The 12,398-nt window shown below is 75.6% G+C and carries 8 protein-coding genes and 1 pseudogene; 4 read left to right on the top strand and 5 right to left on the bottom strand.

Annotated features, from left to right (window positions below; translation table 11 throughout):
• Nucleotides 1-9: 9 nt before the first annotated feature.
• Nucleotides 10-777 (top strand): MBL fold metallo-hydrolase, encoded by a 768-nt coding sequence (locus FVA95_RS20485; RefSeq protein WP_193564390.1) that lies wholly within the window; start codon nucleotides 10-12, stop codon nucleotides 775-777.
• A gap of 213 nt (nucleotides 778-990) precedes the next feature.
• Here the strand turns inward: FVA95_RS20485 and FVA95_RS20480 are convergent, their stop codons facing one another.
• Nucleotides 991-2,562, bottom strand: coding sequence for an MFS transporter (locus FVA95_RS20480; RefSeq protein ID WP_149665620.1), 1,572 nt, complete (start codon nucleotides 2,560-2,562; stop codon nucleotides 991-993).
• A 169-nt stretch (nucleotides 2,563-2,731) separates the two neighbouring features.
• On the opposite strand from FVA95_RS20480, the gene FVA95_RS20475 reads away from it, so the two are divergent.
• Complete coding sequence (locus tag FVA95_RS20475) at nucleotides 2,732-5,317, top strand: carboxylate--amine ligase/circularly permuted type 2 ATP-grasp protein (protein WP_149665619.1); 2,586 nt, start codon at nucleotides 2,732-2,734, stop codon at nucleotides 5,315-5,317.
• A gap of 6 nt (nucleotides 5,318-5,323) precedes the next feature.
• On the opposite strand, the gene FVA95_RS20470 is transcribed toward FVA95_RS20475, so the two are convergent.
• A complete protein-coding gene (locus FVA95_RS20470) occupies nucleotides 5,324-6,496 on the bottom strand; it encodes an ROK family protein (protein ID WP_161992377.1) in 1,173 nt (390 codons plus the stop codon).
• 5 nt (nucleotides 6,497-6,501) lie between these two features.
• Nucleotides 6,502-7,671 (bottom strand): xylose isomerase, encoded by a 1,170-nt coding sequence (gene xylA / locus FVA95_RS20465; protein ID WP_075310770.1) that lies wholly within the window; start codon nucleotides 7,669-7,671, stop codon nucleotides 6,502-6,504.
• A gap of 527 nt (nucleotides 7,672-8,198) precedes the next feature.
• Between xylA and FVA95_RS20455 the strand changes: the two genes are divergently transcribed.
• Nucleotides 8,199-9,788, top strand: coding sequence for a prolyl oligopeptidase family serine peptidase (locus FVA95_RS20455; RefSeq protein ID WP_240051625.1), 1,590 nt, complete (start codon nucleotides 8,199-8,201; stop codon nucleotides 9,786-9,788).
• Between the two features lie 27 nt (nucleotides 9,789-9,815).
• Here the strand turns inward: FVA95_RS20455 and FVA95_RS20450 are convergent, their stop codons facing one another.
• Both FVA95_RS20450 and FVA95_RS33100 read right to left on the bottom strand, forming a co-directional pair.
• On the bottom strand, nucleotides 9,816-11,378 hold the full coding sequence (locus FVA95_RS20450; protein ID WP_149665615.1) for a serine/threonine-protein kinase: 1,563 nt from the start codon (nucleotides 11,376-11,378) through the stop codon (nucleotides 9,816-9,818).
• A gap of 139 nt (nucleotides 11,379-11,517) precedes the next feature.
• Nucleotides 11,518-11,694, bottom strand: a pseudogene (locus FVA95_RS33100) (transglycosylase family protein); the annotation flags it as partial.
• 78 nt (nucleotides 11,695-11,772) lie between these two features.
• Here FVA95_RS33100 and FVA95_RS20440 point away from each other — a divergent pair.
• Nucleotides 11,773-12,398 (top strand): site-specific integrase (locus tag FVA95_RS20440; RefSeq protein WP_161992375.1); only part of this gene is annotated, 626 nt, incomplete at its 3' end.

The raw sequence follows: 12,398 nt of genomic DNA, 5'->3' as shown, positions 1-12,398 counted from the left end.
GATCACCGGATGGACGGGCAGCGGGCGGACGGGCAGCGGGCGGACGGACGCTGGGTGGAGCTCGCCGACGGTGTGCTCGCTCGCCGACACGACGAGCTGGACCTGACCACCGGCCTCGTGCTCGGCACCTCCGCGGCGCTGGTGATCGACACCCGCGGCGACACCATCCAGGGCGCCGAGCTCGCCGCCGCGGTGCGTGCGGTGACCGCGCTGCCGGTCGTCGTGGCCCTCACCCACGCACACTTCGACCACTGCTTCGGCACCGCCGCGTTCCCCGGAGCCCCGGTGTACGCCCAGGCAGGCTGCGCCGGCGCGCTCCTGGCGACGGCCGCCGCGCAGCGCGCCCACTGGGTCCGGCACTACCGCGACTCCGGAGACACCGGCGACACCGGCGACGGGGACACCCGCGGCTCCGGCGACACAGGCGGCTCGACCGCCGCCGCACCGGCCGACGCGCTCGCCGCCACCGTCCCGGTGCTCCCCGACCGCCCCGTGTGCCCCCGCCCCGGCTCGGTGCACCCGGTCGAACTGGGCGGACGCGTCGTGCAGCTCGTGCATCCCGGCCCCGCCCACACCGGACACGACCTGGCGGCGCACGTCCCCGACGCGGGCGTGCTCTTCGCCGGGGACCTGCTGGAGAACGGAGCGCCGCCGTCGTTCGGGCCGGACGCCTACCGCCGGGACTGGGCGGCAGCCGTGGGGCTGCTGCTCGACGTCGGCACGGCACCCTCGGCCGTCGCCACCCGGGTGTTCGTGCCCGGAACGGCGACCCGATGACGCCCGACGAGGCGGCGGCCCAGCACGCGGACCTGCTGCGGATCGCCCGGGCTGCCGGGGCCTCCGACGCCGCGTTTCCGGAGGCCCCCTCCGCGAACTCGCTTACCGGGTAAGCGAATCCCTGCACGACCAGCCGGGTGCGGTCCGTTGCGCGCTGCGCCCCGGCGCCACGATCCCGGGGCCCGCCGCGGCCCGCCTGCCGATGCCCCGGGGTCACCCGCCCGGTCGGTCCCGCCGTCGCGGAGCCGCACCGGTGCCCCACCCCGATCGGCGGGCAGCCGGCGGGGCCGTGTCGGGCGGGACGCCGTCGAGCCGGGGAGCGACCGGCTGGGCAGCGACCGGGGGAACAGCGGGCGGTGGGGCAGCGGCCGGTGGGACGGCGCCCCGGGACCGGTCGGACAGCACGCGCGCGACGCGGCCGGCGACACCGGACGGGTCGGGTTCCACGCCCGCCGCCCGGCGCAGGCGGTACAGCTCCACGGTCGGCGGCCCGGCCACCACCCGGGGCAGCGGTGCGGTCGGGTGGTCGTCCGTCGCGATCCGGGGGAGCTCGACCGTCGGCAGGTCCATCGGAAGGCCCGCGGCGGGGCCGGCCGAGAGGGTGACCGACGGGGCCGGCGCGGCGGGCAGGTGCCGGCGCAGTGCGAGCACCGCGGGCAGTCCCAGCACCGGGCCGACGGCGAGCACCACGAGCGCCGCCTGCCATCCGACCGCGGCCGCGACGACCGGGACCGTCGCGATCCCGGCGACGGTGAGCAGGAACCCCAGCGCGGTCTGCACGGTCAGGGCGGTGCCGGTGTAGCGGGGGTCGGCGATCTCGATGGTCGCCGTCGTCAGGACCGCGGAGTCGGCGACGGCGGCCGCGCCCCACAGCACGCAGAACGCGCTCACCAGCAGGGGCGCCGCGCCGATCACGAACGGGGACGTCACGCAGCAGACGCCGCTGACCAGCAGCGCGGTCGCGATCACCGGGACGCGTCCGTAGCGGTCCGCGGCGCGGCCGCCCAGCACGCAGCCGGCGGCGCCGCCCAGCCCGGCCGCCACGAACACCAGCAGGTGCTCCGACGGGCCGGGGTCGCCACCGGCGAGTGCGGCGCCCAGCCAGGTCCAGAGCGCGTACAGCTCCCACATGTGCCCGAGGTAGCCGAGCACGACCAGCCGCGGGCCGGGCTCCCGGAGCAGCCGCAGCGCGTAGCCGGTGTCCGGGGGCGGGGCCGGGGCGAGCGCCGGTCCGGGACGCAGGCACCAGTGGGCCAGCGCGGCCGCCGCGAGCCCGCACAGCGCGGCGCCGGCGAGCACCCCGCGCCACGGCAGCCCGGGCAGCCCACCGATCAGGTGCGGCAGCGCCGACCCGACGGTCAGCGCGCCGACCAGCACCCCGAGGTCGCGGGCCCGGCGCGACCGGTCCGACCAGGACGTCATGATCTTCATGCCGACCGGGTAGACGAGCGCGAGACACACCCCGGTCAACGTCCGCAGCACCAGCGCCGCCACCGGCCCGTCGACGACGGCGGCGAGCAGCAGCGTGCACGCCGCGGCCGCGGCCGCGCCGGCCGCGAGCAACCGCTGCGGCGGGACTCGGTCGGCGAGGGTCAGCACCGCCGAGACCACCGCGCCGGCGGCGAACCCGAGCTGCACCGACGTCGTCAGCCAGACCCCGGCCGTCGCGGACAGGTTCCACTCGGCGCGCAGCTCGGGCAGCACCGCGGACGCGGAGAACCACACGGCGAGCCCGAGCACCTGGACCAGCGCGACCAGGGCCCGCGCGCGGCGGGCGGTGGTCATGGCGGCTCCGTGGGGTCGGCGGATCCGGACACGCTAGCGAGAACACCCAGTGGGAACTGGTCCGGACAGAGGGCCCGATACCGCCGTCCGGACCAGCGGCCGGCGCGGTGTCGGGCGTGATCGCCGCGGGACACACGGACGTAACAGGAGCCACCTAGCGTCACCGGCCGTGGGGAACGTGCCGCTGGTGGGGGTCGAGGAGGAGTTCCACGTGGTCGGCCTGGCCGACCGCCGGGCCGCGCCCGACGCGGAACGGTTGTTGGAGCACCTGGACGGGGCGGAGTTCTTCCCCGAGCTGCAACGGTCGCTGGTCGAGACGAACTCGCCCGCGACCCCGTCGCTGGACGAGCTGCGCGCCCACGTGCGACGCCTGCGCAACCGGCTGCGCGAGGCCGCCGAGCCGCTGGGGCTGGGTGTCGTCGCGGCCGGGACGGTGCCGCTGGTCGACCTGTCCGGCGACGACATCTCGGCCGGCGCCCGCTACGAGCGGATGCAGCACGAGTACCAGATGCTGGTGCGCGAGCAGCACATCTGCGGGGTGCAGGTGCACGTCGACGTCCCCGACCGCGACACCGCCGTGCAGGTCTCGCGCCGGGTCGCGCCCGCGCTGCCGACCCTGCTCGCGATCACCGCCAGCTCACCGTACTGGCGCGGCCACGACACCGGCTACGCCAGCTACCGCAGCATGATCTGGCAGCGCTGGCCCACCGCGGGACCGCCCGGTGACGTCACCACCGCCGCCGAGTACGACGCGATGATCGACGAGCTCATCGCGTCCGGGACGATCAGCGACGCCGGGATGCTCTACTTCGACGTCCGCCCCAGCGCGCACCTGCCGACCGTCGAGCTCCGGCTGTGCGACGCCTGCCCCGACGTCGACGACGTCGTACTGGTCGCGGGACTGTTCCGTGCCCTGGTCGCCCGCGCCCGCGCCGACACCGAGGCGGGCAGGCCGCTGCCCCGCGCCCGGTACGAGCTGCTGCGCGCGGCCGGGTGGCGGGCCGCACGGTCCGGGCTGGAGGGCGACCTCGTCGACATCGGCCGGGCTCCCGGCGGTCCCCCGACGCTGAGCTCCCCGTCGATGCAGCTGCGCGGGCTGGTCGAGGAGCTGCGGCCGTGGCTGGAAGAGGTCGGTGACCACGACCAGGTCGCCGAGCTCGCCGAGGGCGTCCTGGCCCGCGGGTCGGGCGCGGCGGCGCAGCGGCGGGCCTTCGGGCGTCGCGGCTCGCTGGCCGACGTCGTCGACGACCTGCTGGCACGAACGCACGGCGAGCGGCCACCGTCGGCCCCCGCGGAGACCGTGCCGTCCGCGCCGGAGCTGCTGCACGGCTACGTCCCGCCCCGCTACGACGAGGCCGTCGACGCGAACGGCGCCGTCCGGCCCGGCTACGGCTGGCTGTTCCGGTCGCTGGAGCGGCTCGGCCCGCGCGGTCTGGTCGCGGCGGAAGCCGCCCTGCGCACCGAGCAGCGCGCCCGCGGGGTGACCTTCCCGGTGCCCGGCGTCGAGCCCGGCGACGACGGCGAGCGGCTGTTCCCGCTGGACCTGGTGCCACGGATCATCGAGGCCCAGGACTGGGCACACCTGGCGTCCGGGCTGGAGCAGCGGATCCGGGCGCTGGAGTGCTTCGTCCGCGACGTCTACGGCCGCCGTGAGATCGTGCGGGACCGGGTCGTCCCCGGGTCGGTGGTCGAGCAGGCCCCCGGTCGCACCCGCTCCGGCGCGCTGGTACCCCCGGACGCCGTCCGGATCGCCGTCGGCGGCATCGACCTGGTCCGCGACGACGCCGACGGCTGGGTCGTGCTGGAGGACAACCTGCGGGTCCCGTCGGGCATCGGGTTCTCGATGATGAGCCGGCGGTTGATCCGCAGCGTGCTGCCCGACCTGGAGTCGCCGTCGGAGGTGCGCCACCTCGACGACGTGCCGGAACGGCTGCGCGCCGCGCTCGCGGCGGGCGACCCCGACGGGCCCGACGGGGAGGCCGCGCTGCTGACCGCGGGCGAGGTGGACCCGGCGTTCTTCGAGCACCAGCTGCTCGCCGAGGCGATGGACGTCCCGCTGGTGACCCCGGCGCGGCTGCAGGTCACCGACGGCGCGGTGTTCCTCGTCGGCGGGGGGCGACGGCGCCGGATCACCACCCTCTACCGTCGGATGGACGAGAACGAACTCGCCACCGCTCGCGGCGCCGACCACCGGCCGCTCGGACGCGCGCTGTGGGCGGCGATGGCCCGTGGACGGGTCGCGCTGCGCAACGCGCCCGGCAACGGCGTCGCCGACGACAAGCTGGTCTATGCCTACGTGCCGGAGATGATCCGCTACTACCTCGGGGAGAAGCCCGTGCTGGCCTCGGTGCCGACGCTGCCCTGCGTCGACCCGGCGGCCCGTGAGCAGGTCCTGGACCGGCTCGACCAGCTGGTGCTCAAACCCGTCGACGGCTACGGCGGCGCCGGGATCGTGATCGGCCCGTACGCCGGTCGGGCCGAGCTGGACCGGGTGGCCGAGGCGATCCGGGCCACCCCGGCCGGCTGGGTCGCCCAGGACCTCGTCGGGATCTCCACCCACCCCACGTTCACCGACGGTGCCCTGCAGCCCCAGGCCGTGGACCTGCGGGTCTTCGCGGTGCAGTCCCCCGGCGCCGGCGGAGTGCCCGAGGTCGACGTGCTGCCCGCGGCGCTGTCACGGGTCGCCCCGCCCGGCGGGATGATCGTGAACTCCTCGCGCGGCGGTGGGGCGAAGGACACCTGGGTGCTGGCCTGAGGCGGCTCAGCCGGCGAGCAGCAGGTCCGGCTCGCCCAGCACCCGGTCGGCGACGGCGCGGGCGGTGCCGGTGACGGTGGCCGCGCGGCCGTGCGGGGACACGACCACCGCGACGTCCGGCCCGGTCGCGACCCGGCGACGCACGAGCTCCGCCCGCACCGCGGGCGCCAGCCAGGTGCCCAGCTCGGCGTAGCTGCCGCCGAGGACGACGGTGCCGACGTCGACGACGTGGAGCACCGACGTCAGCGCCGTCCCGAGTGCGGTGCCGGCCCGGGCCAGCGCCCCCGTCGCGGCCGGGTCCCCCGCGCGGGCGGCGGTCCGCAGCGCGGCGACGTCGGCGGCGCCCGCGTCGCCGAGCAGGGCGGGCAGGCCCGCGTAGACCTCGACGCAGCCGGTGCCGCCGCAGCCGCAGCGCCGCCCGTCGCGCTCGATCACGACGTGCCCGATCTCCCCGGCGACGCCGCGGGCACCGGGCAGCACCCGCCCGTCGACGACGATCCCGCCGCCGATCCCGACGTCGGCGGAGACGTAGACGAAGTCGTCGGCCTGGCCCAGGTGCGCGAGCGCGCCGAGCGAGGCCTCGTTGCCGACGAGCAGCGGCACCCCGCCGAGTGCGTCGGCGTGCTCGGCGGGGCGGCAGCCGTCGAGCCGGGGTAGGTTCGGGGCCCGCAGCAGCACTGCCGCGCCGTCGGAGCCGTGCACCGGTCCGGGGACGGCGATCCCCGCCCCGGCGACCGGACGTCCGGTGCGCGCGGCCAGGGTCGCCACGGTCCGAGCGGCCCGCCCGAACACCGCCTCCGGGTCGAGGCCGCGGTGGTCCCGGCGCCGGCGCGACCTGCGCACCACCTGCCCGTCCAGGCCCGTGACCACAGCGTCGACGCCGTCGACCTCGACCGACACGGCCAGCACGACGGGCCCGGTGCCGGCGAACGCCAGCGGTGTCCCGGGCCGCCCGACCCCGGTGCGGTCCGGCTCCCCCTCCGCGAGCACCCCCGCGGCGACCAGCGGGTCGAGCAGCCCCGCGACGGTCCCGCGGGTCAGCCCGGTCGCCGCGGCGAGCGATGCCCGCGACGACGGGGCCGTCCGCAGCACTCCCAGCAGCAGCCCGAGGTTGTGCCGGCGCACCGTCGGGGGACGCGCGGGCAGGGCCTGGGGACGGGGAGCCGGTCGGTCGGGCACGGAGCTCATCGTGCTCCGGCGAGGTGCTCCACCACGAGCTGGTGCAGCCGGACGAAGCCGTACCCGCGACGGCCGAGCGCGTCCGGGTCGACGGTGTCCAGCGCCGGGTCGGCGAGCAGGTCCGCCGCGGTCTCCCCGGCTCCCAGCGTCGGCTCGGACAGCGCGGGCACCCCGGCCTCGGCGAGCGCGGCGACGACCTCGGGGTCGGCCCGGAACGCGGCCGCCCGCTCGCGCAGCAGCAGGTAGGTCCGCATGTTCGCCTCGGCGGAGTCCCACACCCCGCGGCGGTCCTCGGTGCGCGAGGGCTTGTAGTCGAAGTGGCGGGGGCCGTCGTAACCCGCGGTCTCGAGCAGGTCGACCAGCGCGAAGGCGTTGAGCAGGTCACCGTGGCCGAACACCAGGTCCTGGTCGTACTTGATGCCGCGCTGGCCGTTCAGGTCGATGTGGAACAGCTTCCCGGCCCACAACGCCTGGGCGACGCCGTGGGCCATGTTGAGCCCGGCCATCTGCTCGTGCCCGACCTCGGGGTTGACCCCGACCAGCTCGGGGTGGGCGAGCCGCTCGACGAAGGCCAGAGCGTGCCCGACGGTGGGCAGCAGGATGTCTCCACGGGGCTCGTTCGGCTTGGGCTCGATCGCGAACCGGATGTCGTGGCCCTGCTCCAGGACGTACCCGCAGAGCAGGTCCATGGCCTCGCGGTAGCGGTCCAGGGCGGCGCGGACGTCCTTCGCGGAATCGTACTCCGAGCCCTCCCGTCCGCCCCACAGCACGAAGGTGCGGGCACCGAGCTCGGCGGCCAGCTCGACGTTGTGCAGCACCTTGCGCAGCGCGAGCCGCCGCACGGTGCGGTCGTTGGAGGTGAACCCGCCGTCCTTGAACACCGGGTGCGAGAACAGGTTCGTGGTGATCATCGGGACGGTCATGCCGGTCGCCTCGCACGCCTTCCGCAGGCGTGCGATCTGCCGGTCCCGGTGGGCCGGGTCCGGCGCGAAGCCGAACAGGTCGTCGTCGTGGAACGTGAGGCCCCACGCGCCGCGTGCGGCGAGCTCCTCGACGGCCTCGACGACGTCGAGCTCGGGGCGGGTGGGCGAGCCGAACGGGTCGGCTGCGGTCCAGCCGACGGTCCACAGTCCGAAGGAGAACTTGTCGGCGGGGGTCGGGGCGGGGACGGCCATCGTCTGCTCCTGGAGGTGGGGGTCCGGCTCCGGCGAGCATGCTCCCGGGGCCCGTCCCGGTCCAGAGTTTGTTCGTTTTACCTACGAACGAATCCCTCGTTCGCCGTAGTGGACGTCATCACCCCGAAACGCTGTGGGTCTTGCACGAGCGGCCCGGCGCACGTGAGGTGGAACCCGGCGCGGACCCACCGGGTAGTTTCGACGTCCGGCCAGGCGGAACCGCAGGACACGAGGGCAGAACCGGGGGGTGTGATCGGTGGAGGCCGGGCAGACCGGGCAGATCACCCAGACCGTCCCCGACCGTGACGGCGCCGGGGCCGCACCCGGGCACCACTCCCCCGCGGTGTCCCCGGACGGCACCCGCATCGCCTGGATCTCCGACCGCACCGGGCGCCCACGGGTGCACGTCGCGACGCTGCCGCCGGACGGGCCGGTCGACCCGGACGAGGCACGGGTGCTGTCGGCGCCCGGCCCGTACGCCGACGTGACGGCGCTGTCCTGGTCCCCCCGACGGCAGCCGGATCGCGGTGCAGGTCGCCCCGTGCGGCGGCGACCGCACCCGGGTGGCGCTGCTCGACCCCGACGGCGGACCGGCCGTCGGGATCGCGACGCACGCCACCGCCGTCGTGCTGGGGGCCTGGGCTCCGACCGGACGGTCGCTCGGCGTCACCGTGCTGTCCGACGCGACACCGCGCGGCAGCGAGCCGGGCGACGGCACCGCCTGCCTGGTCGACGTGCGTGACGGCTCCTCCACCGTCCTCGGGTCCGGGCAGGCGGCCGTCGTCCAGGCGGTGTCGGCGGACGGCCGCCGGGTCGTGCTGCGCACCGGGCGTCGTGGGGAGCGCGCCCTGGAGCTGGTCGACCTGCATCGCGGCACCCGGGACCGGGTGATCGGCGGGCCCGGCGGTGCGCTGACCGCCGCCGCCCGCTTCGGCTCCGCCCCCGGCACGCTGTGGGTGCACACCGACGCCGACCGCGAGCACGCCGCGCTGCTCGCCGTCGCACTCGGCCCCACGGCCGAGCACCGCCTGTCCCCCGCGCGCCCGGTCGCCGTCCGGCCCGGCGCCGACCTGGAGGTCGTGGCGCTGGACCCGGGCGGCCCGCGGGCCGCGCTGGTGTGGAACGTCGGCGGGCGCAGCCAGGTCGAGATCGCCGACCTGCGCGGCGGGAGACCGGAGCGCCTCCCCGCGCCGTGCGACGTCGTCACCGGGGTGACCTTCGCCCGCGACGGCGTGTCGCTGCTGGTCGCGGGCCACTCCCCGGGAATGCCGCCGTACGTGGTGCGGCTGCCGCTCGACGCCCGCCCGGCGACACCGCTGCTCGGCGGGACCCCGGTGACACCCCGGCCCCCGCGCCCGGAGGCGGTCGGCTTCCCCGCCGAGGACGGGCTGCGGCTGGCCGGGTGGCTGCACCGGCCGTCGGCGCCGACGGGGGTGGGGTTCGTCTGGCTGCACGGCGGCCCCGAGTCCGAGGAGCGGCCCGGCTGGGCGCCCCTGCTGCACGCGCTGGTCGCAGCCGGGGTCACCGTGCTCACGCCGAACGTGCGCGGCTCCTCCGGGCGGGGGCGGGCCTTCGCCCGGCTCGACGACGGCCCACTACGGCCGGAGTCGATCGCCGACGTACGGGCCGCGACCCGGCTCCTGGCCGGGGTGCCCGACGTCGACCCGCGCCGGATCGTCGTCGGCGGCCGGTCCTACGGCGGGTTCCTCACCCTCGCCGCGCTGACCCGGTTCCCGGAGCTGTTCGCGGCCGGCGTCGACGTGTGCGGCATGTCCGACATGGCCGCCTTCTTCGCCGACTCCGAGCCCTGGATCAGCGGTCCCGCGACGACCGAGTACGGGCACCCGGACCGGGACCGCGCGCTGCTGGAGGACCTGTCCCCGCTGCGGACGGCGGACCGGATCGCCGTGCCGCTGCTGGTCGTGCACGGCGAGCACGACACGAACGTCCCGCTGTCCCAGGCGCTCGCGATCCACGCGGCGCTGGCCGGGCGCGGCGCCCCGGTGGAGCTGCTGCGCATCCCGGACGAGGGCCACGAGGTGCACGACCGGCACACCCGGGCCGCGGCGAACGCCCGGATCGTGGACTTCGTGACCGCGACGACGGCACGGGGCTGAGCGGGCGCCCCGGACCGGCCGAGCGGGTCAGGCCGTGCTGAACGACTGCAGGATCTCCTGACCCTCGCTGTTGGTGCCGACGACGAACCGGTAGTTCTCCCGGGTCGTCGTGCCGTCGTTGCGCATGAACACGACGGTCGCGGTGACCGTGTTCGGGCCGGCGTTGCGCAGGTTCTCGGCGTAGACGTTGCGCACGGTGCTGTAGAAGGACCGGAAGCCCTGGATGCCCTGGCTCTGGGCCTGTGCCTGGGGGCTGAGCATCGCGAACGCGCCGTCGATGTCGTCGGGCAGCATCCGGTAGTAGTTCTGCACGAACGACACCGGGTCCTGCACCTGTCCGGTGCCGGTGGTCGGCGTGGGCGTCGGCGTCGCGGAGGTGGTCGGCGCGGGCGTGGTCGTCGGGGTCGCGCTCGGCGACGGCGACCCGCTCGTCGGCGGGGCGGCGATCACCGGCGGGGTGCCCTGCTGCTGGTTGGTCGAGTAGATGCCGAACGCGACACCGCCGCCGACGACGAGCAGCACGGCGAGCACACCCAGCACGACCGGGGTGCGACGGCCCCGCCCCTCCCGGGAACGGGGAGTACCCTTCCGGCGGCCACCGCGCCCCCCGGGACCGGGGATGACCTGCGGCGCGGGGACGGCCGGGGCGTCGACGACCGTCCCGCCGCCCTGCGCGGCGAGCCCGTGCGGCGCGGCCACGGCGTCACCGGTGTCCATCACCGCGGACGCCGTCGACGGCGTCGCGAGACCGGCGACGGACTGGCCCGCGGCGATCCGGGCGAGCGCGTCGCGGGCCTGGGCGGCGCTGGGCCGCTCGGCGGGGTCGTTGGCGAGCAGGCGCATCAGCAGCGCGGTCAGCGGGCCCGCCTCCCGCGGCGGGGTGATCGCGCCGGTGGCGACCTTGTGGAGCAGGGCGTAGGCGTTGTCGTCGAGGCCGAACGGCGGCTCGCCCTCGACCGAGGCGTAGAGCATCGCGCCGAGCGCGAAGATGTCCGAGGCGGCCGTCGGCTCCTGGCCGCGGGCGACCTCGGGGGCGAGGAACGCCGGGGTGCCGGCGATGACGCCGGTGCGGGTGAGCTGGACGTCGTCGACGGCGCGGGACACACCGAAGTCGGTGATCTTGGCCCGGCCGTCCTCGGCGATCAGGACGTTGCCCGGCTTGATGTCACGGTGCACGACACCGGCGGTGTGCGCGGCGGCCAGCCCGTCGGCGACCTGACGGCCGATCGCGGCGGCCTCCCGCGGCGGGATCGGGCCCTTCTCGGCGAGGACCGCGGCCAGCGAGCGCGACGGCAGGTACTCCATGACCAGCCACGGACGGTCGTCGTGGACGACGACGTCGAACATGCTGATCACGTGCGCGTGCTGCAGGCGGGCACCGATCCGGCCCTCGCGCAGGATCCGCTGGCGGGACTCCTCCAGCTGTTCGTCGGACGGCAGCGCCGCCGCGAGCAGCTCCTTGACCGCCACCGTCCGGTTCAGCAGCTCGTCCGTCCCTCGCCACACGGCGCCCATCGCACCGGCACCGATCCGCTCGTCGAGCCGGTAGCGGTTCCCGATCCGGGGCGTGTCGGGGGTGGGCGAACTCATGAGGTCCAAGGGTAGGGAATCGGGGCCGGGCCGCCGTCGGCAGGGCAGGTGCTGCAGACGACCGGGAGAGGGACCACGGACCCTACGCGACCACCCGTCGAGCAGCCAGCGACCGTACGCCACACCACAGGACGCCCGATCACCTCGGAAGGCCCAGTTTGTTGGCACATGCCGGCCACGATCCGTAACCACCGCGGGCGTCGCGGACCTTGGTCGCGATCTCGATCTGCTGCTCCTTGGTCGCACCGTCGGCGGTGGGGGCGTACTTCGTGCCGCCGATGTCGCTCCAGGTGCCCTTGTCGAACTGGAGACCACCCTTTATCTGGACACTTGCTCCTGCGCTCTGAGGAAGCTGCAGGTCAGACGGCCGCGTTTCGTGATCTAGTTCGCGGTCATGCGAGTGGTGAAGTGCGAGCCGGAGCGGCTGGGAGAGCCGGCGGTGATGCTGGTCGAGGACTCCGGTTTGCCGGTGTCGGAGGTCTCGGCGTTCCTGTTGTCGTTGGCTGTGCGGGATTTCTCTCCGAACACGGTCCGGGCTTATGCCTACGATCTGATGAAACTGCTGCAGTTCCTCGACGAGCGCGGCGAGCCGGTCAGCGGGTTCTCCCCGATGCTGGCCACGGAGTTCCTGGCTTGGCTGAGGGTCCAGTCCTCGGCTGGGAGGGCGCAGCGCAGCCAGCTCGGTCTGGTCAGTGGGGACGGCCGGCGGTTGTCGGCGCGCACCTGCAATCGGGTGCTGTCCGCGGTGTCGTCGTTCTACGAGTTCCTGATCAGCTGCGGCGGCTACTCGCAGGTGGAGAACCCGATCCTGCGCGAGGCCGACCAGTCTTCGGCCCGCGTCCTGGGCCGGCATCGGCCACCGCTGCTGACCAGCGCCGATCAGCGCCCGGTCCGTCGGATCCTGCGGGTCCGCACCGTTGACACGGTGCCGCGCCCGGTCCCGGACGAGACCTACCTGGTGCTGCTGGGGCAGCTGGACAAGCTGCGTGATCGGGCGCTGCTCGAGCTCATGCACGAGGG

The sequence above is a fragment of the Pseudonocardia sp. EV170527-09 genome (genome assembly GCF_008369905.1).
Lineage (GTDB): Bacteria > Actinomycetota > Actinomycetes > Mycobacteriales > Pseudonocardiaceae > Pseudonocardia.
Note: the sequence above shows the minus strand (reverse complement) of the source record. Positions and strands in the feature narration are given on the sequence as shown.